A 21,024-nucleotide genomic window follows, 5' to 3' on the forward strand; every position below is an offset into this window, starting at 1 on the left:
GATGTGGGCAGCGGCACGAGCGCGCCACTGCAGACGCATTTTCGACGCCCTCGAACGGGGCCTGGTTCCATTCCCGGTCGCCCCGCAAGCCATCGGTCTGGCATCATCATGGCCATGACCACGAGCATTACCGCAGGGCGCGGCCGGTAAATGGGCCATCATACCTGATCAGCGGGTAAACTGCAGGCAGTGGGTTGCAGGGGAGCGGGACATGGCGACTGAAGGCAAGGGACCGAAACGCCTGGCCGGCGCGTTCAAGGCGATGCGCGGCCCGGCCGCCGGGCTGTATGCACGCGCCACCGAGCTGCGCCGCTGGGAGGCACGGCTGCTGCGGGAGCTGCCGCTCCAGGCCAAGGGCCACGTGCGCGTGGCGCGGATCGGGCGGGATGCCCTGGTTCTGGTGGCGGACAGCCCGGAATGGCGGCACCGGCTGCGTTATCTGGCACCACGTCTGCAGGATGTGGTCGCGGAACAGTCCGGCACCCGCCCGGAGACCGTCACGGTCAGAATCGGCGATCTGCCCCGCCGCCCCGACACCACCACACCGAAAAGCCTTTCGAAGGAGGCCGGCCGCACAATCGAGTCTGCGGCACGGCATGCCAGCGACCCACGGCTCGCGGACGCGCTGGCAAAGCTGGCCTCCCGCGCCTCGGGAGGTCAGGAGAAGAAGTAGCAGCGGTCAGCCCGTCGCCGACCGCTCTGTTCCGATCACGCCGGTGCCGGCACCGACAGGGGCTGGTCGAACGACACCGGTGCGGGCTCGTCCCCCTCGAAGGTGACGTACTCCCACGCCTCCTGGTTCGCAAGCAGGGCCCGGAGCAGCATGTTGTTCAGGTGATGACCGGACTTGTAGCCGGTAAACGCCCCGATCACGCTGTGGCCGAGCTGATACAGGTCGCCAATGGCGTCCAGGATCTTGTGCTTCACGAACTCGTCGCGGTAACGCAGGCCGTCTTCGTTGAGGATGCGGTAGTCATCCACCACGATGGCGTTGTCCAGGCTGCCGCCCAGGGCCAGCCGGTTGGCCTGCAGGGTTTCGATGTCGCGCATGAACCCGAACGTGCGTGCGCGCGAGATCTCCTTGACGAAGGAGGTCGCCGAGAAGTCCACGGACGCATGCTGGGTACCGCTGTCGAAGACCGGGTGATTGAACTCGATGGTGAAGTCCACCTTGAAGCCGTCGAACGGGTCGAAACGGACCCACTTGTCGTCGTCTTCCACCACCACGGGCTTGCGGATGCGCACGAACTGCTTGGGCGCCTCCTGCTCCTGGATGCCGGCGGACTGAATCAGGAACACGAACGGGCCGGCGCTGCCATCCATGATGGGGACTTCGGCATTGCTCAGCTCGACGATGACGTTGTCGATGCCCAACCCGGCCAGGGCGGACAACAGATGTTCGACCGTTGCCACGCGAACGCCGTCGCGGACCAGGCACGTGGAGAGCAGCGTGTCACCCACATTCTCGGGGTGGGCGCCGATCTCCCATTCAGTGCCAAGATCCGTGCGCCGGAACACGATCCCGGTATCCGCCTGCGCGGGCAGAAGCGTCAGGTAGACCTTCTCCCCGGTGTGCAGACCAACGCCGGTGGCGCGGATCACGTTTTTGAGGGTGCGTTGGCGGATCATTGCCACAATCAACTCCTAGCCTGGCCCGAAACGGGCGCGTCGATCGACGTTCGACAAACTCGCCCCGAATTAGTGCCGCGTCATTTTACTGTAACGCACACAGCTTGCATACTGCGGTGCAACATAGCACGCCGTCGGGTCGGTGACGGGCGCAATGGTACCGCGCGCCGCGGGCAGTACCCGCGCACTAGTTCACAGAACCGTCATTGTCAATCCGCCTGCCGTCGCAGGAAGGCCGGAATGTCAAGATAGTCCATATCACCGGAATCGCCGTACTTGTCGTTGGCGGCCTTCTTCCTGGTCGCCGTGGGTTTCTCCAGTTCGTCGTAGTCCACTTCGCCGGACGGCTTCTTGACCGTGCGCAGCTGCGGCGCCTTGTCTTCGGTCTTGGGCTGCCCGAGCCCGGTGGCGACAACCGTCACCCGCAACTCACTCTCCAGCTCCGGATCGATCACCGTGCCGACCACCACCGTGGCGTCATCGGAAGCGAACTCCCGCACGGCCTGACCAACCTCGTCGAACTCACCGATGCCGAGATCGAGACCGGCAGTGACATTCACGAGAATGCCGTTGGCGCCGTGGAGGTTGATGTCCTCCAGCAGCGGGCTCGCGATGGCTCGCTCCGCGGCCTCCCGGGCACGCCCCTCGCCGGACGCGGCACCGGTGCCCATGACGGCCATGCCCATCTCGGACATGACGGTGCGGACGTCGGCAAAGTCGACGTTGATCAGGCCCGGACGGGTGATCAGCTCCGCAATACCGCGCACGGCGCCCAGCAGCACGTCGTTGGCCGCCTTGAAGGCGTCCAGCAGCGTCAGGTTGCGACCCAGCTCACTGAGGAGCTTCTCGTTGGGAATGGTGATCAGGGAGTCGACGCTCCGTCCCAGCTCCTTGATCCCTTCCTCGGCCACGCGCAGGCGCTTGCCGCCCTCGAACGGGAACGGCTTGGTGACCACCGCCACGGTGAGAATGCCCATCTCCCGGGCGATCTCGGCGACCACGGGCGCCGCGCCGGTGCCGGTGCCACCACCCATGCCGGCGGTGATGAACACCATGTCGGCCCCTTCCAGCGATTCGGCGATCCGCTCCCGGTCCTCGGCCGCGGCGTTGCGCCCCACCTCCGGGTGGGCACCTGCGCCCAGCCCCTTGGTAATGGAGCTGCCCAGCTGCAGAACCGTCTTGGCGGACGTGTTCTTCAGCGCCTGGGCGTCCGTATTGGCGCAGATGAAATCCACGCCCTCGATGTCTGCAGAGACCATGTGCTGCACGGCGTTGCCGCCGCCGCCACCGACCCCGATGACCTTGATCACTGCGTTCTGGCTGAACGAATCCATCAGTTCAAACATGGCGATGCCTCCTTCTCACAATGCCCTGCGAGGGCAGCTGCCGCTCGCAGACCCGACCCGAAACTCAAAAGTTGCCCTGGAACCAGCTCTTCATGCGGTCCCAGAGCGCGTTGTATCCACTGGACGTGTCGTAATCGACCGCGGCGCTCTGACCGCGGCTGTTGGCCCCGAAGGTCAGCAGACCGACCCCGGTGGCGTAGACCGGGTTGCGGACCACGTCCGACAGCCCGGTGACGTTCTGCGGTATGCCGATGCGCACCGGCATGTGGAACACTTCCTCGGCCAGTTCGATGGCCCCTTCCATTTTCGAGCTGCCGCCGGTCAGCACGACGCCGGCAGCGATGAGGTCCTCGAAGCCGCTGCGGCGCAGCTCCTGGTGGACCAGTGTCATGAGCTCCTCGTAACGCGGCTCCACCACTTCGGCGAGGGTCTGCCGCGATAGCCTGCGGGCCGGGCGATCCCCCACCGAGGGCACCTCGATGGTCTCTTCCGCGCCAGCCAGCTGGGAGAGCGCGCAGGCGTACTTCACCTTGATCTCTTCGGCATGCTGGGTCGGCGTGCGCAGGGCCACGGCAATGTCGTTGGTGACCTGGTCGCCGGCGATGGGGATGACGGCGGTATGGCGAATGGCGCCCTCCGTGAACACAGCGATATCCGTGGTGCCGCCACCGATATCCACCAGGCAGACCCCCAGCTCCTTCTCGTCGTCGGTGAGCACGGCGTGGCTGGACGCGAGCTGCTCCAGGATCACGTCGTCCACTTCCAGCCCGCAGCGGCGGATGCACTTGACGATGTTCTGGGCCGCGCTCACCGCCCCGGTGACCATGTGCACCTTGGCTTCCAGGCGCACACCGGACATGCCGATGGGCTCCCGGATCCCCTCCTGGCTGTCGATCACGAACTCCTGGGGCAGGATGTGCAGGATCTTCTGGTCCGCCGGGATGGCCACGGCCCGGGCCGCGTCGATAACCCGCTCCATGTCCGCCTGCCCCACTTCCTTGTCGCGGATGGCAACGATGCCGTGGGAGTTCAGGCTGCGCACGTGGCTGCCGGCGATTCCCACGTACACGGAGTGGATCTGGCAGCCGGCCATGAGCTCGGCCTCCTCCACGGCGCGCTGGATGGACTGCACCGTGGACTCGATATTCACCACCACGCCTTTCTTGAGTCCGCGCGAAGGATGAGAACCGATCCCGCTGATCTCCACCTCGCCATTGGGGCCCACCTCGCCCACGATGGCGACGACCTTGGATGTGCCGATATCCAGGCCGACCAGCAGACTCTGTTCCGTCTTCTTCGACATGCTCTAAACCCCTCGTCAGTTGGGCGCGTTGTTTCCGTCGTCGCGCCAACGCACGCTAAAACCGTTGGGATAACGGAGATCGGCGCGGGCCATCTCCTCTTCCCGTTCGCGCACCAGCCCCGGGTACGCGGCCACGAACCGCTCGAGCCGGTCCGCCACATCCTCGCGGCCGAGACGGATCCGCGCGCCCGAGTCCAGCTCCGCGGTCCACGACTCGCGGTCGTCCATTCCCAGGCGCTCGACACCGAAACCGATACCGGCCACCGCACGCTGCAGCTCGCGATAGCGCTCGGCCACGTCCGACTCCCGGCCGTCCGGCCCGGACAGGGCCGGCAGACCCTCCGGCCAGGTGTCCTCCGGCGCGGCAAAGACATCACCGCTGGCACCAAGCAGGGCCTCGTCGTTCCACACCGCAACCGCCTCCTGTTCGCGGATCTCGACCCGCAGCTGGCCCGGCCAGACCCGGCGGACCGCGGCCCGGTCAACCCAGGGCAGCGCTTCCAGCGCCCGGCGGATTCCGTCCACGTCCAGCGCCCAGAAGCCGTCATTGAGTCGGCCGTCCAGAGCGTCGCGAAGGTCGCCTTCGCGTACGTGCTCGAGCCGGCTGTCGAAGTGCACCGACTCCAGGGGGAACGTCTCCGGGGCCAGCAGCCACGCGGTCCCCCAGACAGCGCCGCCGACGCCTGCGGCGGCCACACCCGCCAGGCCACTCCGACGCAACCACAGCAGCACCCGTGCGCGGCGCTCCGCCCGCACGGCCGGATCCACCGGCCTGCGGACAGGCCCGCGCCGACGGGCACTCGCGGTGGCGCGCTGCCGTTTCATGCATCCGCCTCCAGGCTGGTTTCGAGAATCCGCCAGACCAGCTCGTCGAACGGGATCCCCGCGGCCGCAGCGGCCATGGGCACCAGCGAGTGATCGGTCATGCCGGGGATGGTGTTCACCTCCAGCAGCCAGAACGCACCGTTGGCGTCCCGCATCACGTCCACGCGCCCCCAACCCGCACCGTCAACCGCCCGGAAGGCCTCCGCCGCGAGCGCATCGAGGACGTCCAGGTCGGCCCCTTCCAGCCCGCACGGGCAGTGGTAACGGGTGGCGTCGGACTCGTACTTCGCCTCGAAGTCGTAGAACGTGTGCGGAGTCTCCAGCCGGATCGCGGGCAACACGGTGTCGCCAAGCAGCGAGACCGTGTACTCCTCGCCGGCGATCCAGCGCTCGGCGATCACGTCCCGGTCGTAGCGGGCCGCCGCATCACGGGCGGCAACCAGTTCGGCCTCGGTGGTGACCCGGCTCATGCCGATGCTCGACCCCTCACGCGCCGGCTTGACGATCAGCGGCGTCCCCAGGGCAGCGATGACATCCGCCGCGGGTGTCTCCGGGCGTAGCTCCATGTACTCGGGCGTGGGCAACCCGGCGCCCCGCCACACCTGCTTGGTGCGCAGCTTGTCCATGCCCAGGGCCGACCCCAGCACACCGCTACCGGTGTAGGGCAGCCCGAGCAGCTCCAGGCCGGCCTGAATCACGCCGTCCTCGCCGCCACGCCCATGCAGGGCGATGAAAGCGCGGTCATAGCCGCCATCCTCCAGCACCTGGAGCACGTCACGGCCGGCGTCCACGCTGTAGGCGTCCACACCGCGCGCCTGCAGGCCGGCGAGCACCGCCCGGCCGCTACGCAGGGAGATCTCGCGCTCGGCGGACCAGCCGCCCATGAGCACGGCTACCCGGCCGAATATCGCTGGCGTGGTCACCGAATGCTCAGTCATCCGCCGTCCTCCGTGCTTCCCCGACGATGCGCACTTCCGCCTCAAGGCCGACACCGAACCGCTCGGCGATGGCGTCGCGCACGGCCCCGACCAGTTCCTCGATGTCTGCGGCGGTGGCATCGCCTTCGTTGATAATGAAATTCGCATGTTTGTCCGAGACCACTGCGCCGCCCCGCCGGGCGCCCTTCAGCCCTGCGGCCTCGATCAGCCGCGCGGCATGGTCGCCTTCCGGATTGCGGAACACGGAACCACAGCTCGGTTTGCCGATGGGCTGCGATGCGGCCCGCTGGGCCAGCAGCTCGCGGATGCGCTGCATTGCCGCGTCACCATCCCCGGCCTGCAATGCCAGCGTGCAGCTGAGAAACCACTCCTCTGCCGGCGCCTCCACGCTGCGGTACCCGACGCTGTACTCCCCGGGGCTGCGCCGCCGAACCTCGCCGCCCCGCGTCATGGTCTCCACCGTCTCCACCACCTCCCAGGTCTCGCCGCCGAATGCTCCGGCGTTCATGGCCAGGGCGCCTCCCATGGTTCCCGGGATGCCGGCGAGGAACTCGGCCCCCACCAGGTTCTGCCGTGCCGCGAAGCGCGCCACCTTGGCGCAGGCCACGCCGCAGTCCGCATGCACGCGGGTCGCGTCCAGCTGGCGGAGTTCGTCGACACCGCCCTGCAGAAAGATCACCGTCCCGCGGAGGCCGCCATCGCGCACCAGCAGATTGCTGCCCAGTCCGCACCAGAACACCGGCTCATCCTCGGGCAGGCTGCGCAGGAAGGTGATCAGGTCGTCCCGGTCCGCGGGGCGGTAGAAGCGATCCGCCGGACCACCCACCCGCCAGGTGGTGTGCCGGGCCATGGGCTCCTGCAGCCGCAGCTCGCCGCGATGCTCGAGCGCTTCGGCCATCACGCCTCACCTCCTGTCAGCCGCTCCTTGAGCATGCCCGCGGCACCACCGATGCTGCCGGCACCAAGGGTGAGCAGGATGTCGCCGTCCCGGAGCACACCGGGCAGGGTCTCAACCAGCTCCTCGACGGACTCCACGAACACCGGGTTGACCTGCCCGCGCGCGCGGATGGCCGCACACAGGGCACGGGCGTCGGCGCCCGCGACAGGCTCTTCACCGGCAGCATGGACCTGGGAGACCAGCAGCCCGTCGACGCCGGCCAGCACCCGCGAGAAGTCATCGAACAGGTCCCGCGTGCGGCTGTAGCGGTGCGGCTGAAACGCAACCACCAGGCGCCGCTCCGGCCACCCGGACCGCACCGCCTCAAGCACCGCACGGATCTCGCTGGGATGGTGACCGTAGTCATCCACCACCAGGGCGTGCCCGCCGTCGCCCAAGGGCAGCTCTCCGTAACTCTGGAACCGCCGGCCGATGCCCTGGAACTCGCCCAGCGCCCGCACGATGGCGTCGTGGTCGACGCCCAGCTCGTCGGCAATGGCAATGGCCGCCAGGGCATTGAGCACGTTGTGGCGGCCCGGCAGGTTGAGCCCGATGCGCAGTGGCTCGGGGTCGCCGTTGAGGCGCACGCTGAAATAGGTGCGCGCGCCTTCCTGGACGATGTCGAACGCCTGCAGGTCCGCGCCCTCGGTGACCCCGTAGGTGCGCACCGGGCGCGTGAGCTCCGGCATCAGGCCGGCAACCTCGTCGTCATCCAGGCACAGGACGGCGAGACCGTAGAACGGAATGTGGTGCAGAAACTCCAGGAACGTCTGGCGCAGGCGCTGGAAATCGCCGCCGTAGGTGCCCAGGTGGTCGGCGTCGATGTTGGTCACTGCCGCGATCATCGGCTGCAGGTAGAGGAACGACGCATCGCTCTCGTCCGCCTCCGCCACCAGGAACTGACTATCGCCCAGTCTGGCGTTGGCCCCGGCACTGGTCAGCCGCCCACCGATGACGAACGTGGGGTCCAGCCCCCCTTCCGCGAGCACGCTTGCCACCAGGCTGGTGGTCGTGGTCTTGCCGTGTGTGCCGGCCACGGCCACGCCGTAACGGAACCGCATCAGCTCGGCGAGCATCTCCGCGCGCGGCACCACGGGAATGCGCCGCGCGCGCGCGGCCTGCAGCTCGGGGTTGTCCGCGCCCACGGCGCTGGAGACCACGACCGCATCCGCCCCGGCCACATTGGCCTCGGCGTGGCCGATGGTCACCTGCACGCCCAGGGATCCCAGACGCCGGGTCACCGGATTCTCGCGCAGGTCGCTGCCGGTGACGGCGTAACCGAGATTGCACAGCACCTCGGCGATGCCACTCATCCCGGCGCCGCCGACCCCGACGAAGTGGATCTGCCGCACCCGGCCCATGGTGCCCGGACGGGTGTGATCCCAGCTCGGTTCGGGACGATGATCGCTCATCGGGCTACCTCCAGACACCGTTCAGCCACGGTTTCAGCGGCATCGGGCCGCGCCAGTCCGCGTGCGGCCTGCCCCATGTCGATGAGTCGGGCGCGGTCTCCCGCAACAGTGCGGAAAAACGCGGCCAGGCGCTCCGCCGTAAGCTCGGACTGCGGCATCAGCTCGGCCGCACCACACTCCGCCAGCTGCATGGCGTTGGCGGTCTGATGGTCATCCACCGCGTGGGGAAGCGGCACGAGGACCGATGCCACACCGGCGATGGACAATTCACTGACGGTGAGCGCGCCGGCACGGCAGACCACCAGGTCGGCGTCGCCATAGGCCGCGGCCATATCGCCGATGAAGGGCGTCACCTCGGCCCTGAGACCAAGCCCTTCATACTCACTGCGTGCCAGCGCAATGGTGGCCTCGCCCGCCTGGTGAACGACCGCCGGCCGCTCCGCCTCCGGCATCAGCGCCAGCGCCTGTGGCACGACCTCGTTCAGTACCTTGGCTCCCAGGCTCCCGCCCACCACGAGCAGCCGCCACGGTTCGCGCCCCTGGGAGCGCTGCTCCGGCGGCGGCAACCGCAGAATGGCGCCGCGCACCGGGTTACCCGTGACCTCTGCCCGATCACCGGAGAACGCTCCGGGGAACCCGGCCAGCACCCGGCGCGCCAGCCGCGCCAGCAGGCGATTGGTCAGGCCGGCGACGGCATTCTGTTCGTGGATGACCAGCGGACAGCGCAGCAACCAGGCCGCCAGCCCCCCTGGCCCGGCCACGTAACCGCCCATGCCCAGTACGGCCCGGGGCCGGTGACGGCGCACCACGCTCGCCGCCTGCAGCACCGCGCGCAGCACCCGCAGCGGGGCCAGCATCCAGCCGAGGGCGCCGTTGCCCCGAAGCCCCTGGACAGTCAGCCACTCCAGCACCAGCCCCGCTTCCGGCACCACCCGGGACTCGAGGCCACGGCGGGTACCGAGCCAGATCACCGGCACCCCCCGCGCCCGCAGGGCGTCGGCGACCGCCAGGGCCGGGAAAACGTGCCCCCCGGTACCGCCGGCCATGATCAGAACGGGCGCCTCGGTCGCGGTCTGGGTCATGACGACCTCCCCGGACGCGCTGTCCGCTTGGCCATGCGGCGCTCGTAATCCACCCGCAGAACCACGGCCAGGGCGACGCCCGTGGTGAGCAGACTGCTGCCGCCATAGCTCATGAGGGGCAGCGTCAGGCCCTTGGTGGGCAGTAGTCCCATGTTCACACCGATATTGATGAAGCTCTGCAGCCCCAGCCAGAAACCGACCGCGAAGCAGAGGTAGCCTCCGAACGGCTGGTTGGCGCGGATGGCCGCGGCTCCAATGGAGAGAATCCGCCAGACGATCCACGAGTACAGCACCAGGACCAGCACGACCCCCACCAGACCGAGCTCCTCGGCCAGCACGGCGAAGACGAAGTCGGTGTGCGCCTCCGGCAGGTAGAAGAGCTTCTGCACACTGGCGCCCAGCCCAACGCCGAACCACTCGCCCCGGCCAATGGCAATCAGCGACTGGGTCAGCTGGAAGCCGGTGTTGAACGGATCGGCCCAGGGGTCGATGAAAGCCATGAGCCGGGTGATCCGGTAAGGCGACGTGACGATCAGCATCCAGGCCGCGCCCCCGGCACAGGACGCCAGCACCAGGAAACGCCAGAGAGGCACACCGGCCAGGAACAGCAGCCCCAGCCCGGTCGCGCCCAGCACCAGGGCGCCGCCGAAGTCCGGCTGCATCAGCAACAGCAGCCCACTGGCGCCAAGCAGCACGATCGGAATGAGAAAGCCCTGCATGGAGCCCCGCACCCGGTCGCCCCGACGCACCAGATAGGCGGCGAGGTAGAACAGAATGCCGAACTTGGCCACCTCGGACACCTGCAGGTGGAAGATGCCCACGGGAATCCAGCGGGTCGCACCATTCACCTCGCGCCCCACCCCCGGGACCAGCACCAGAACCAGCAGAAGCATGGCCAGCAACAGGAGCAGACCACTGGCCTGATACCAGCTGTTTACAGGCACCTGCAACGCCATCCAGCTGGCAGCCAGTGTCAGCCCGAGGAACAACAGCTGCCGGTTGAGATAGTAGAACGGCGACCCGAACTGGCTCTCCGCAAGCGACACGGATGCAGAGGTTACCGCGACGATACCCAGCGTCACGGCGGCGGCGATCGCCAGCAGCAGGCGCTGGTCGAGATTCGGCCACAGCGCAGTGGCGCGGCGGGCCTCGGTGGCGACGGCGTTGAGCACGGGAACGCTCATCCGGTTACCCTCCCCACCGCTTCGGCGAACGCACGGCCCCGTTCCTGGTAGCCGCTGAACTGATCAAAACTCGCGCAGGCCGGCGCCAGCAGGACCGTGTCGCCGGCCCGGGCGGTGTCCGCGGCGGCGGCGACGGCCTCGTCCATGCCGGCAACCCGTTGCACCGGCACGCTATCCCCCAGCGCCCGCGCAATCAGCGAGGCATCTTCGCCGAACAGAACCACGCCGCGGGCCTTGTCCCTGAGCGCCTCCGCCAGAGGCGCAAAGTCCGCGCCCTTGCCCTGGCCACCGGCGATCAGCACCAGTGGCCCGTCGAGCCCCTGGATCGCGGCGATGGCCGCGCCGACGTTGGTGGCCTTGGAGTCATTGATCCAGCGCACGCCGTCATGATCGGCCAGCCACTCCATCCGGTGCGGCAGACCCCGGAACCGGCGCAGGACATTGACGCAGTCCTGGGACGGCAGCCCCACCGACTCCGCCAGGGCCAGGGCCGCCAGGGCGTTCAGTTGATTGTGCCGGCCCTGAAGGGCCAGTTCGGCCACCGGCAGAATGAGGTCCCGGTCCCGGGCCAGCCACTCACAGCCCTGCTCCGTGAGAATCCCGTATCCTCCCGGGGCGGGCGCACCAAGGCTGAAGGAACGCACTGCACGGCGCCGCCGGCTCATGGCAGCGACACGCGGATCGTCGCGGTTGACGACCATGATGCCGTCACCCGCGTAGATGCCCGACTTGATCGCCGCATACGCATCGATGTCCCCATGGCGGTCCATGTGATCGGCGCTGACGTTGAGCACTACCGCAGCGGCGGGCCGCAAGGAGTAGGTGGTCTCCAGCTGGAAACTGGATAGTTCCAGCACGTAGAGGTCCGGCTCCGGGTCGGTCAGCAGATCCAGCGCCGGAGTCCCGAGATTGCCGCCGACACCGGCGCGCTTGCCGGCTTCCGCGGCCATCTCGCCCACCAGGGTGGTGACCGTGCTCTTGCCGTTCGATCCGGTGATGGCCACAACCGGTGCCCGGGCATGCCGGGCGAACAGCTCGATCTCGCTGATCACCGGAACGCCGCACAGGCGCGCCTGACGCAGAGCCTGCTCGTCCAGGGAAACACCGGGGCTCACCACGATCTCCTGGGCATCGGCAAGCATGGCGGCGTCGAACCCGCCCACCTGCAGCGGAATGCCCCGATCCAGTTCCTGAACGGTCGCCAGCCCCGGCGGCCGCTGGCGACTGTCGGTGGCCGCCACCGCAACACCACGCGCATGCAGAAAGCGCACACAGGCCTCGCCCGTCCGGCCCAGGCCGACAACCACTGTTCTCTGCGCACTTGTTGCCATGGCTTGTTGCATTTACCTGATCTTCAGTGAAGCGAGGCCGATCAGAACCAGAATCACGGTAATGATCCAGAACCGAACAATGACCCGGGGCTCGGGCCAACCCTTGAGTTCAAAATGGTGGTGCAGCGGCGCCATGCGAAACACGCGGCGACCGGTGAGCTTGAACGAGGCGACCTGGATCATCACGGAGATGGTCTCCATGACGAACACGCCCGCCATGATGAACAGCACGATCTCCTGCCGCGTGACCACGGCGACGATCCCCAGCGCCGCACCCAGTGCCAGCGCGCCCACATCGCCCATGAACACCTGGGCCGGATAGGCGTTGAACCAGAGAAACCCCAGCCCGGCACCCACCAGCGCGCCACAGAAGATCACCACCTCGCCGACACCCGGGACGAAGGGAATGCCCAGGTAGTCCGCGAACTGGAAGTGGCCGGAAGCGTAGGCGAACACGCCCAGGGCACCACCAACGAGGACGGCCGGGTTGATGGCCAGGCCGTCGAGTCCGTCGGTGAGGTTGACCGCGTTACTGGCCCCCACCACCACCAGGTAGGCCAGCGGAATGAAGAGCCAGCCGAGCTGCCAGCTCACATCCTTGACGAAGGGCAGGATCAGCTCGGTCTCCACCGTGTTCTGGGCGGACAGGAACAGCGCCGCGGCGGCGGCCACTCCGACCACCGACTGCCAGAAATACTTCTGCCGCGCCGGCAGCCCGCGGCTGTTGCCGTAACGCAGCTTGAGGTAGTCGTCCACACCGCCGATGACGCCAAAGGCCAGCGTGGTCATGAGGACGATCCACACATAGCGGTTGGTCAGGTCGGACCACAGCAGGGTCGACGCGGCAATGGCCACCAGAATCATGGCGCCGCCCATGGTGGGCGTACCGGCCTTGGACAGGTGGGACTCGGGGCCGTCGTCGCGGACCTGCTGCCCGATCTGGTGCTGGCCGAGCCGCCGGATGACGTAGGGCCCGACAATGAACGAGATCACCAGCGCGGTCAGCACGCCCATGATGGCGCGCAGGGTGATGTACTGGAACACCCTGAACCCGCTGTAGAACTCTTCAAGAAACTCGAACAAATGAAACAGCATGTCACCCGTCTCCGTCGGCCGTTTCCGGCTCTTCTAGTGCCCGCACCACCGCTTCCATCCCCATGCTCCGGGATCCCTTGATCAGCACCGTGACCCCACCGGTCAGTGCCTGCCTGGCGCTCGCAACCAGGGCGTCCCGATCCCGGAAATGCTCTGCTCCCGTGCCGAATGCCTCCACCGCGGCGGCACTGAGCGGCCCCACAGCGAGCAGTCGTGTCACGCCGGCGGCCAGTGCCTGGCGCCCCGCTTCCGCGTGCAGCTGCTCCGCATCGGGTCCCAGCTCCCCCATGTCCCCGAGAATCAGCCAGCGCGGTGCGTCCGCTTCGGCAAGCACGTCGAGTCCGGCCGCCAGCGAGGCCGGGTTGGCGTTGTAGGTGTCGTCCAGCAGCTCGCTCCCGGCCCGTCCGGCCCGGCGGGTCAGGCGACCAGCCGCAGGCCGGAAGCCCTGCAGCCCGTCGCGAATGGCTTCCGGCGCAATTCCCAGGGCGTGTGCGGCGGCCGCAGCGGCCATGGCATTGGCCAGGTTGTGCCGGCCGGGCACGGGCAGCGCCAGATCAAGGCAACGGCCACCAACGGTCATGGTGATGGTGCCGCCATGGCGCGCGGCCGTGACGTCCGCGTCACCCTCGAGCCCGAAGGTCACCACCCGCCGTTCCCCGGCCAGTTCCCGCCACAGGGGCGCGTAGTGGTCATCGGCATTGATCACCGCAACTGCCCCGGCAGGCAGATCCCGGAACAGTTCGCCCTTGGCCCGCGCCACGCCGTCAAGGCTGCCGAACCCCTCCAGGTGGGACGGGCCCGCGTTGGTCACCACGCCCACGTCCGGCTCGACCATGGCGGTCAGCCGCGCAATCTCCCCGGCATGGTTCGCGCCCATCTCGATCACGGCCAGCGCATGGGCATCGTTGAGCCGGAACAGGGTCAACGGCACGCCGATTTCGTTGTTGAGATTGCCCTGGGTGAACAGCGTCGGGGCGCGCAGCGCGAGAATGCTGGTGAGCATCTCCTTGACGGTGGTCTTGCCATTACTGCCCGTCACTGCTGCCACCCGTGCGGTGGAGCAGCGCCGCCACAGTGTCGCCAGCTCGCCGAGGGCACGCAGCGTGTCGGCGACCACCAGACAGGGCCCGGAGAGACCCTCCGGTCGCGCCACCATCGCCGCGGCTGCGCCCTGGTCCAGCGCCTGCTGGGCGAAACCGTGGCCATCGAAGCGCTCGCCCTCAAGGGCCACGAACAGCGCCCCTTCGGGCACGTTCCGGCTGTCTGTGGTGACGCCGGAGAAGGTCACCGACGGTCCGACGCACCGGGCCCGGAGCGGCTCCACCAGGTCATTGAGGGCAAAACGGATCATGCGCCCCCTCCTGCCTGGATGTGCCGGGCGGTTTCGCGGTCACTGAAGTGATGCCGGCCGGTGGCGGTCAACTGGTCCGTTTCGTGCCCCTTGCCGGCAATCAGGACCACGTCACCCGGTCCGGCCTCCCGCAGGGCGGTCGCAATGGCCTCGCCACGGTCGCGGATAATCCGTGCCGCGCCAGGGTGGCGCAAGCCGTTGCTGATCGCCGACACAATGGCGTCCGGATCCTCGCCGCGGGGGTTGTCATCGGTAATGACGAGCTGGTCCGCGAGTCGCTCGGCAGCGGCGGCCATCAGTGGGCGTTTGCCGGTGTCGCGATCACCGCCACAGCCGAACACGCACCACAGCCGTCCCTGCAGATGCTCCCGCAATGCCGCCAGCGCCGCCTGCAGGGCGCCCGGCGTGTGGGCGTAGTCCACCACGGCCAGCGGGCCATGGGCGCGGGGGAAGGGTTCCATGCGCCCGGGCACGGAACAGACTCCTGCCAGCGCCGCCTCGATCCGGGCCGCCTCGTAACCACGCCCCACCAGTGTCCCGATCACCGCCAGCAGGTTGGCGCCATTGAACCGGCCCAGCAGCGGCACATCCAGGTCGATACGCCCCACGGGCGTCACCACCGTCATGCGCAGCCCGTCGGGGTGCGGTTTGAGGGATGTGCAGATGATCTCGGCACTGGCGTTGGCGTCCATGGAGTAGCCGATAACCTGTACCGGCGCGTCCGCCAGCTCGCGGCCAACGCGCATGCCCAGGGCATCATCAAGGTTGAGGACGGCCAGCCGGAGCCCCTGCGACTGGAACAGGCGCCGCTTGGCATCGGCATACGCTTCCGCGGTGCCGTGATAATCCAGGTGGTCGCGGCCCAGGTTGGTGAGCACGGCCGTATCGAACACCACGCCACCAACACGGTGCTGGACCAGCGCGTGGGATGATACCTCCATGGCCACGTGGGACGCGCCGCGGTCCAGCAGCTCGCGCAGCAACGCCTGGGTGGCCGCCGCGTCCGGGGTGGTCATGCCGGTATCGACAAGCGCTTCCGGGAAGCCGTATCCCAGCGTCCCCAGCAAGCCGCAGGGCTCGCCGGCCCGCTGCAGCGCACCGGCGAGGAACTGGGTCACGGATGTCTTGCCGTCGGTCCCGGTCACGCCAATGCAGCACAGCTGCGATGCGGGCTCGCCGTGCACACGTGCAGCAATCTCGCCCAGCCGGGCGTCCAGTGCCGGCACGGGGACCAGCGGCACGCCGGCATCGGCACACGCCCGGATCGCCGCGTCCGCATCATCGCGGGTCGCCGGATCGTAGAGCACCGCCGCGGGTGTCTGTTGCAGGGCAGCGTCCAGATGGTCGAGGCCGTGGCCGCGCGCACCACGCAGCGCCGCGAAGACGAACCCACGCTCGACCCGCCGGCTGTCCACGGTAATCCCCCGGACGGCGCTACCGGACACCGGCGGGACGCCCTCCACACCAGCGAGCACGCCATCCAGTGTGGCGGTGGCGGCCTGTTCGGGGGCGGCACTCATTGTGACTCCTCGCCCATGGCCGTCAGCGGGGTGGGCACCAGCTCGCTGTCGAGCCCGTCCGGTGCGATGTTGAGCAGCCGCAATGCGCCACCCATCACCTCGGCGAACACGGGAGCGGCGACCTGGCCGCCGTAGTAGGCATCGCCCGAGGGCTCATCGAGCATGACGACCATCACCAGCTCCGGGTCGCTGGCCGGAGCCATGCCGGCGAACCACGCCACATAGCGGTCATCGGCGTACCCGCCGGCCATGGACTTGCGCACGGTGCCGGTCTTGCCGGCGACCCGGTAGGCCGGAATGCTGGCCCGGGTTGCCGTGCCACCCGGGAGGACGGCCTGTTCGAGCATGTCACGCACGACCGAGGCGGTGCCTGGTGTCATCACCCGCTCGTAATACTCGGCCTCGTCCTGGCGCACGAACGACGGCATTGGCATGCGGCCATCGCTGGCGATCGCCGCATAGGCGCGGGCGAGCTGCATCGGCGTCGACGACAGCCCGTAACCGAAGGCGAGGGTCGCGCGTTCCACGTCGCTGCGCGGCGGCATGTCCGCCAGACGTCCCGAGCTCTCGCCCGGGAACCCGGCACCGCTGCGCTGCCCGAAGCCGGCGCGGTCCAGCATGCGCCAGAGCTCATCATTCTCCATGTCCAGCGCCAGCTTGGCGGCACCGATGTTGCTGGACTTGCTCAGGACCGTGGACACATCGATGCGGCCATAGTCCCGGAGGTCATAGATGCCATGGTTGCCAACACGCATGTAACCGGGCTCGGTATCAAACTCGGTCTCCGGGGTCGCGATGCCGGCATCAAGCGCGGCGGCCACGGTAAACGGCTTGATGGTGGACCCCGGCTCGTAGGCGTCCACAACCGCGGAATTGCGATGACTGCCCGGCTCCATGGCACGGCGATTGTTCGGGTTGAATGCAGGCTGGTTGACCATCGCGAGAATCTCGCCGGTCTTCGGGCTCATGAGCACCAGGGAGCCACCATCGGCATCATGGGTATTCACGGCCTGCTTGAACTCGCGGTAGGCCAGGTACTGCAGACGCCGGTCAATGCTGAGACGCAGATCCCGACCGGGACGCGGCTCGCGGAGCTGTTCCACGTCCTCGATGATACGCCCGCGCTGATCCTGCAGCACGCGCTTGCGCCCGGGTTCGCCGCGCAACCACCCCTCGTAACTGAGCTCCAGACCCTCCAGCCCGACATCATCCACATCGGTGAAGCCGAGCAGCTGGCCGGTCACTTCCCCCGCCGGATAGAAACGCCGGTATTCGCGGCGCACGGCAACACCGGGCAGGTCCAGCGCCATGACCTCGTCGGCGCGGTGCGGCGGAACATGCCGGCGCAGGTACACGAACTGGCGATCGCTGCGCTCGCGCAGCCTTTGCGCCAGGCGGGACGGGTCGAGATCCAGCGCCTCGGCCAGCTCCGGGAGCCGGTCCGCCGCCTCGAGCAGATTCTTCGGGTGCGCCCAGATGGAATCCACCGGCGTGCTGATGGCAAGCGGCTCGCCGGTGCGGTCGGTCAGCATGCCGCGGTGGGCGGGGTCGGAGATCACGCGCAGGTGACGTGCATCACCCTGGTGCTGGAGAAAGTCCTTGCGCACCACCTGCAGGTCGACCGCCCGCCAGAAGGCACTGCCGGCCAGCAACGCAAACACCACCAGCACGGCGACATAACGCCAGTGCGGTGGTTGGTACGTTTGCCTGGCCGTGTTATTGACCACCCGCAACTCCTTCACGCTCGTATTCGGTCACCGGCTCTGCTCCCGGCCGGTGCGCCGCAGAATGATGACGTCATCCGCGCCGGGCATGACCATGTCCAACTCTTCCCGTGCCAGTTGCTCGACACGGCCGTGTGTCGCCCAGGCGCCCTGTTCCAGGCGCAACATGCCCCATTCCGCATCCAGGGCATCTCGTTCGCGGTTGAGCTCCTGCACCTCGGCGAACAGCAGCCGGCTCTGGTGCTGGCTGTAGATCACCAGCACGGCCGAGGCGGCCGTCGCCGCGGCGAGCAACAACGCGCACAGCACCGAGCCGTTCACGGCAACCGCTCCGCAACGCGCATGACGGCACTCCGCGCCCGCGGGTTCGCGCGTGTCTCGTCTTCCGAGGCACGCACCACCTTGCCGACGGGCTTGAGGCGCGCCCTGAGCCCTTCCGGCACGATGGGGATCTCCGGCGGCAGATCCCGCTGCTCGCCGGCTCCACGGATGAAACGCTTGACGATCCGGTCCTCCAGCGAATGGAAGCTGATCACCACGAGCCGCCCACCGGGGGCGAGCCGGTCACAGACCGTCTCGAGCAGCGCCTCCAGGTCGTCAAGCTCCCCGTTGACCGCAATGCGGACGGCCTGAAACGTCCGTGTCGCAGGGTGTTTGTGACGGTCCGGATAGGGGACGGCCTCGCTCACCAGGGACGCGAACGCGGCGGTCGTCGCCGGCAGTTCGCCTGCCTCCCGCGCCCGGACCACTGCACGGGCAATGCGCTTGGCGAAGCGCTCTTCCCCGTATACACGCAGCACGCGGACCAGCTCCCGCTCGTCCACCGACGCCAGCCAGTCGCGGGCGGTGGGGCCGCGGCTGGTGTCCATGCGCATGTCCAGCGGCCCTTCGTGCAGGAAGCTGAAGCCCCGCGCCGGATCATCCAGCTGCGGCGACGACACGCCCAGGTCCAGTAGAATGCCGTCCACGGTGTCGACACCGTCGGCGTCCAGCACATCGGCCATCTCGGCGAACCGCCCGTGATGCACCCGCAAACGGGCATCACCGCCAAAACGGTCGCGGGCAGCCGCTACTGCCTGCGGATCACGATCCAGGGCCCAGAGGCGGCCGTCGGGGCCGAGGCGCTCCAGCACCGCGGCGGCGTGACCGCCGCGACCGAAGGTTCCGTCGACATACAGACCGCTCTGCCGCACGTTGAGCGCCTCCACTGCTTCGGCCAGCAGCACCGGCCGGTGTTCGTGTTCAGCAGCCATGGCTCAGCGCGGATCACAGAGAGAGCTGCTGGAGCTCTTCCGGCATCCCCTCCTTGTCCGCAGCCGCCGACAGCCACGTGTCGAACTGTTCATTCCAGGCGTTCTCATCCCAAAGTTCGAACCGCTTGCCCTGGCCAACCAGGACCACGTGCTTCTCCAGCCCGGCGAACTCGCGCAGCGGGGGCGGCAGCAGAATGCGTCCACTGCCGTCCAGCTGGGCCTCGGTGGCATAGCCGAGATAGAGCCGCTGCAGGGATCGCGCATGCGCGTTCTGCGTGGGCAGGGCCATGAGCTTGTTCTCGACCTCTTCCCACTCGGGCAACGGGTAGACCAGCAGACACCGCTCGGGATCCGCAGTCACCACGACCTCACCCTCGCAGAAGCTCATGAGCCGGTCGCGAAAGCGACTGGGAAAGCTCATGCGCCCCTTCGTATCGAGGTTGAGATTGGAAACCCCCCGGACCCGAAACACGTTATCCCCCGAGACCCCCTTTTGATCCATTTTGTGCCACTTCATCCCACTTCGCCACACTATAGGGAGCGCGTCTCCCACGTGTCAAGCTAAAGAGAGCGATTCTTTCTTGTGAGACAATGACTTAAGAAACACACCGTGTCGCCGCTGAACGACGATTCGAGCGCGAAAGGAACAATCAGAAAATCAGCGTGTTACCCGACTCTGGAGAGAACCGCGGAAAAGAAGCGCCATTAAATGGCGACATGCACGGGAATAACGAGGAAAAAGCGCCTGAGCAGGCTGCATGGAAGCACCCGGGCGCCCGCCGGGTCGGCAGGCGCCCGGCGCCGGGAATGGGAAAGGAGTCGGCCGATAAGCCGGGTTCTGTCAGTGGACAGTCATTCCTCTGGGACGCGCGTCACCGCACGCCTCAAGCGACCTACCCGGGAGCGGTGCGGGCCACACCATCGCCCCCCTATTTGGTCTTGCTCCGGGTGGGGTTTGCCGTGCCACGACGTGTTACCACGCGCGCGGTGCGCTCTTACCGCACCGTTTCACCCTTGCCTGTGCCCGCGAAGGGCCATCGGCGGTCTGCTCTCTGCTGCACTTTCCGTAGGCTCGCGCCTCCCAGGCGTTACCTGGCACCCTGCCCTGTGGAGCCCGGACTTTCCTCCGCCAGCTGTTGGCTGGCAGCGACTGTCTGGCCAACTCCGGCTCCGATGGTACCACGCCCGTGGCGGGTTCAGTGATCACGCAGCGCGAGCGCACGCTGGTAGAGCGCATTACGGGGCACCCCGAGAATACCGGAGGCGACGGCCGCCGCTTTCTTGACCGGCAGCTCGGCCAGCAGGAGCCCCAGAACCCGATCCTGCTCGGCCTGGTCAACATCCGCGTCCGGCGCACCCTCGACCACCAGCACGAACTCGCCGCGACGCTGGTTGTCATCCGCCTGCAGCCAGCCGAGCAGTTCGCCGAGCGGCAAAGACTGTACCGTCTCGAATGCCTTGGTGAGCTCCCGGGCGATCACACCCTGCCGCTCCGCCCCGAACACCGCCACCAGATCCCGGAGCGCCCCCTCGATACGATGGGACGACTCCAGCAGGACCAGCGTGCGCGGCTCCTGTCGCAGCCCTTCCAGCACCCGCCGACGCGGGCCGGCCCGGGCCGGCAGAAACCCCTCGAAACAGAACCGGTCGGTGGGCAGGCCGGAGACCGACAGCGCAGCAATGGGGCTGGAGGCGCCGGGCACCGGCACGACCCGGATGCCGGCCCGGTGCGCCGCACGCACCACGCGAAACCCGGGATCACTGATCAGCGGCGTACCCGCATCACTGATCAACGCGATGTGCTCGCCCGCCTGCAGCCGGTTCATCAAGGTATCAACGCGCTCGTCCTCATTGTGCTCGTGCAGGCTGAGCAGACGCGCGCGAACACCGAAATGGGCGAGCAGTCGCCCGCTGTGACGCGTGTCCTCGGCGGCCACGATATCCACTTCACCGAGGACATCGACGGCCCGCGGCGTCATGTCCCTGAGATTCCCCATGGGCGTCGCGACCACATACAAGGTGCCCGGTTGCGGCGACACATTCCCCCCTGTCAGCGTTGCTGATAGACTCGAAGACCCTGCAGTACAACAGCTT

The 21,024-nt window shown here is 67.9% G+C and carries 19 protein-coding genes and 1 other RNA gene; 1 reads left to right on the forward strand and 19 read right to left on the reverse strand.

From position 1 onward, the window contains the following. Positions 1–211 precede the first annotated feature (211 nt). Complete coding sequence (locus BMZ02_RS07530; RefSeq protein WP_091641571.1) at positions 212–673, forward strand: DciA family protein; 462 nt, start codon at positions 212–214, stop codon at positions 671–673. 35 nt (positions 674–708) lie between these two features. On the opposite strand, the gene lpxC is transcribed toward BMZ02_RS07530, so the two are convergent. The 19 genes from lpxC to rsmI form a co-directional block, all read right to left on the reverse strand. Then, the gene (gene lpxC, locus BMZ02_RS07535) at positions 709–1,629 is read right to left on the reverse strand and encodes a UDP-3-O-acyl-N-acetylglucosamine deacetylase (RefSeq protein WP_091641574.1); all 921 of its coding nucleotides are present in this window, start codon (positions 1,627–1,629) and stop codon (positions 709–711) included. Positions 1,630–1,838: 209 nt separating this feature from the next. Beyond that, positions 1,839–2,975, reverse strand: a complete 1,137-nt coding sequence (gene ftsZ, locus BMZ02_RS07540) for a cell division protein FtsZ (protein ID WP_091641576.1) — start codon at positions 2,973–2,975, stop codon at positions 1,839–1,841. Positions 2,976–3,039: 64 nt separating this feature from the next. Further along, complete coding sequence (gene ftsA, locus BMZ02_RS07545; RefSeq protein WP_091641579.1) at positions 3,040–4,278, reverse strand: cell division protein FtsA; 1,239 nt, start codon at positions 4,276–4,278, stop codon at positions 3,040–3,042. 15 nt (positions 4,279–4,293) lie between these two features. After that, positions 4,294–5,103: a cell division protein FtsQ/DivIB gene (locus BMZ02_RS07550; RefSeq protein WP_091641580.1), complete on the reverse strand. Its 810-nt coding sequence runs from the start codon at positions 5,101–5,103 to the stop codon at positions 4,294–4,296. After that, on the reverse strand, positions 5,100–6,041 hold the full coding sequence (locus BMZ02_RS07555; protein ID WP_091641583.1) for a D-alanine--D-alanine ligase: 942 nt from the start codon (positions 6,039–6,041) through the stop codon (positions 5,100–5,102). The genes BMZ02_RS07550 and BMZ02_RS07555 overlap by 4 nt, the downstream gene beginning before the upstream one ends. Next, positions 6,034–6,939: a UDP-N-acetylmuramate dehydrogenase gene (gene murB / locus BMZ02_RS07560; RefSeq protein WP_091641585.1), complete on the reverse strand. Its 906-nt coding sequence runs from the start codon at positions 6,937–6,939 to the stop codon at positions 6,034–6,036. Before murB ends, BMZ02_RS07555 begins: the two co-directional genes overlap by 8 nt. Continuing rightward, entirely contained in the window at positions 6,939–8,390 is a 1,452-nt protein-coding gene (murC, locus tag BMZ02_RS07565; protein ID WP_171909849.1) for a UDP-N-acetylmuramate--L-alanine ligase, read from the reverse strand. The genes murB and murC overlap by 1 nt, the downstream gene beginning before the upstream one ends. Then, positions 8,387–9,472 carry an undecaprenyldiphospho-muramoylpentapeptide beta-N-acetylglucosaminyltransferase gene (murG, locus tag BMZ02_RS07570; RefSeq protein WP_091641588.1) on the reverse strand — a complete coding sequence of 362 codons (1,086 nt, stop codon included), beginning with the start codon at positions 9,470–9,472 and terminating at the stop codon, positions 8,387–8,389. Before murG ends, murC begins: the two co-directional genes overlap by 4 nt. Further along, positions 9,469–10,656, reverse strand: a complete 1,188-nt coding sequence (gene ftsW / locus BMZ02_RS07575; protein ID WP_091641591.1) for a putative lipid II flippase FtsW — start codon at positions 10,654–10,656, stop codon at positions 9,469–9,471. Before ftsW ends, murG begins: the two co-directional genes overlap by 4 nt. After that, positions 10,653–11,987: a UDP-N-acetylmuramoyl-L-alanine--D-glutamate ligase gene (gene murD, locus BMZ02_RS07580; protein ID WP_245753974.1), complete on the reverse strand. Its 1,335-nt coding sequence runs from the start codon at positions 11,985–11,987 to the stop codon at positions 10,653–10,655. Before murD ends, ftsW begins: the two co-directional genes overlap by 4 nt. A gap of 12 nt (positions 11,988–11,999) precedes the next feature. After that, complete coding sequence (mraY, locus tag BMZ02_RS07585; protein WP_091641597.1) at positions 12,000–13,082, reverse strand: phospho-N-acetylmuramoyl-pentapeptide-transferase; 1,083 nt, start codon at positions 13,080–13,082, stop codon at positions 12,000–12,002. Position 13,083: 1 nt separating this feature from the next. Continuing rightward, positions 13,084–14,433, reverse strand: coding sequence for a UDP-N-acetylmuramoyl-tripeptide--D-alanyl-D-alanine ligase (locus BMZ02_RS07590; RefSeq protein ID WP_091641600.1), 1,350 nt, complete (start codon positions 14,431–14,433; stop codon positions 13,084–13,086). Beyond that, the gene (locus BMZ02_RS07595) at positions 14,430–15,953 is read right to left on the reverse strand and encodes a UDP-N-acetylmuramoyl-L-alanyl-D-glutamate--2,6-diaminopimelate ligase (protein ID WP_091641603.1); all 1,524 of its coding nucleotides are present in this window, start codon (positions 15,951–15,953) and stop codon (positions 14,430–14,432) included. The genes BMZ02_RS07590 and BMZ02_RS07595 overlap by 4 nt, the downstream gene beginning before the upstream one ends. Next, a complete protein-coding gene (locus BMZ02_RS07600; protein ID WP_091641606.1) occupies positions 15,950–17,680 on the reverse strand; it encodes a peptidoglycan D,D-transpeptidase FtsI family protein in 1,731 nt (576 codons plus the stop codon). The genes BMZ02_RS07595 and BMZ02_RS07600 overlap by 4 nt, the downstream gene beginning before the upstream one ends. Positions 17,681–17,707: 27 nt before the next feature. Then, positions 17,708–17,998: a cell division protein FtsL gene (gene ftsL / locus BMZ02_RS07605; RefSeq protein ID WP_091641608.1), complete on the reverse strand. Its 291-nt coding sequence runs from the start codon at positions 17,996–17,998 to the stop codon at positions 17,708–17,710. Then, positions 17,995–18,930, reverse strand: a complete 936-nt coding sequence (gene rsmH, locus BMZ02_RS07610) for a 16S rRNA (cytosine(1402)-N(4))-methyltransferase RsmH (RefSeq protein ID WP_091641610.1) — start codon at positions 18,928–18,930, stop codon at positions 17,995–17,997. Before rsmH ends, ftsL begins: the two co-directional genes overlap by 4 nt. A gap of 13 nt (positions 18,931–18,943) precedes the next feature. Further along, positions 18,944–19,432: a division/cell wall cluster transcriptional repressor MraZ gene (gene mraZ, locus BMZ02_RS07615; protein WP_091641613.1), complete on the reverse strand. Its 489-nt coding sequence runs from the start codon at positions 19,430–19,432 to the stop codon at positions 18,944–18,946. A gap of 309 nt (positions 19,433–19,741) precedes the next feature. Continuing rightward, an RNA gene (gene rnpB / locus BMZ02_RS07620) (RNase P RNA component class A) lies at positions 19,742–20,096 on the reverse strand. A gap of 30 nt (positions 20,097–20,126) precedes the next feature. Beyond that, positions 20,127–20,969: a 16S rRNA (cytidine(1402)-2'-O)-methyltransferase gene (gene rsmI, locus BMZ02_RS07625; RefSeq protein WP_139209172.1), complete on the reverse strand. Its 843-nt coding sequence runs from the start codon at positions 20,967–20,969 to the stop codon at positions 20,127–20,129. Positions 20,970–21,024 lie beyond the last annotated feature (55 nt).

This window comes from Aquisalimonas asiatica (assembly GCF_900110585.1).
GTDB classification, from domain to species: Bacteria; Pseudomonadota; Gammaproteobacteria; order Nitrococcales; family Aquisalimonadaceae; genus Aquisalimonas; species Aquisalimonas asiatica.

What these genes read in the sequence shown, in the direction of transcription:
- ftsA (WP_091641579.1), bottom strand. Translation starts at nt 4,278, where the DNA reads ATGTCGAAGAAGACGGAACAGAGTCTGCTGGTCGGCCTGGATATCGGC.
- murD (WP_245753974.1), bottom strand. Translation starts at nt 11,987, where the DNA reads ATGGCAACAAGTGCGCAGAGAACAGTGGTTGTCGGCCTGGGCCGGACG.
- BMZ02_RS07530 (WP_091641571.1), top strand. Translation starts at nt 212, where the DNA reads ATGGCGACTGAAGGCAAGGGACCGAAACGCCTGGCCGGCGCGTTCAAG.
- BMZ02_RS07550 (WP_091641580.1), bottom strand. Translation starts at nt 5,103, where the DNA reads ATGAAACGGCAGCGCGCCACCGCGAGTGCCCGTCGGCGCGGGCCTGTC.
- BMZ02_RS07555 (WP_091641583.1), bottom strand. Translation starts at nt 6,041, where the DNA reads ATGACTGAGCATTCGGTGACCACGCCAGCGATATTCGGCCGGGTAGCC.
- BMZ02_RS07590 (WP_091641600.1), bottom strand. Translation starts at nt 14,433, where the DNA reads ATGATCCGTTTTGCCCTCAATGACCTGGTGGAGCCGCTCCGGGCCCGG.
- mraZ (WP_091641613.1), bottom strand. Translation starts at nt 19,432, where the DNA reads ATGGATCAAAAGGGGGTCTCGGGGGATAACGTGTTTCGGGTCCGGGGG.
- mraY (WP_091641597.1), bottom strand. Translation starts at nt 13,082, where the DNA reads ATGCTGTTTCATTTGTTCGAGTTTCTTGAAGAGTTCTACAGCGGGTTC.
- lpxC (WP_091641574.1), bottom strand. Translation starts at nt 1,629, where the DNA reads ATGATCCGCCAACGCACCCTCAAAAACGTGATCCGCGCCACCGGCGTT.
- ftsZ (WP_091641576.1), bottom strand. Translation starts at nt 2,975, where the DNA reads ATGTTTGAACTGATGGATTCGTTCAGCCAGAACGCAGTGATCAAGGTC.
- ftsW (WP_091641591.1), bottom strand. Translation starts at nt 10,656, where the DNA reads ATGAGCGTTCCCGTGCTCAACGCCGTCGCCACCGAGGCCCGCCGCGCC.
- murB (WP_091641585.1), bottom strand. Translation starts at nt 6,939, where the DNA reads ATGGCCGAAGCGCTCGAGCATCGCGGCGAGCTGCGGCTGCAGGAGCCC.
- BMZ02_RS07595 (WP_091641603.1), bottom strand. Translation starts at nt 15,953, where the DNA reads ATGAGTGCCGCCCCCGAACAGGCCGCCACCGCCACACTGGATGGCGTG.
- rsmH (WP_091641610.1), bottom strand. Translation starts at nt 18,930, where the DNA reads ATGGCTGCTGAACACGAACACCGGCCGGTGCTGCTGGCCGAAGCAGTG.
- murG (WP_091641588.1), bottom strand. Translation starts at nt 9,472, where the DNA reads ATGACCCAGACCGCGACCGAGGCGCCCGTTCTGATCATGGCCGGCGGT.
- murC (WP_171909849.1), bottom strand. Translation starts at nt 8,390, where the DNA reads ATGAGCGATCATCGTCCCGAACCGAGCTGGGATCACACCCGTCCGGGC.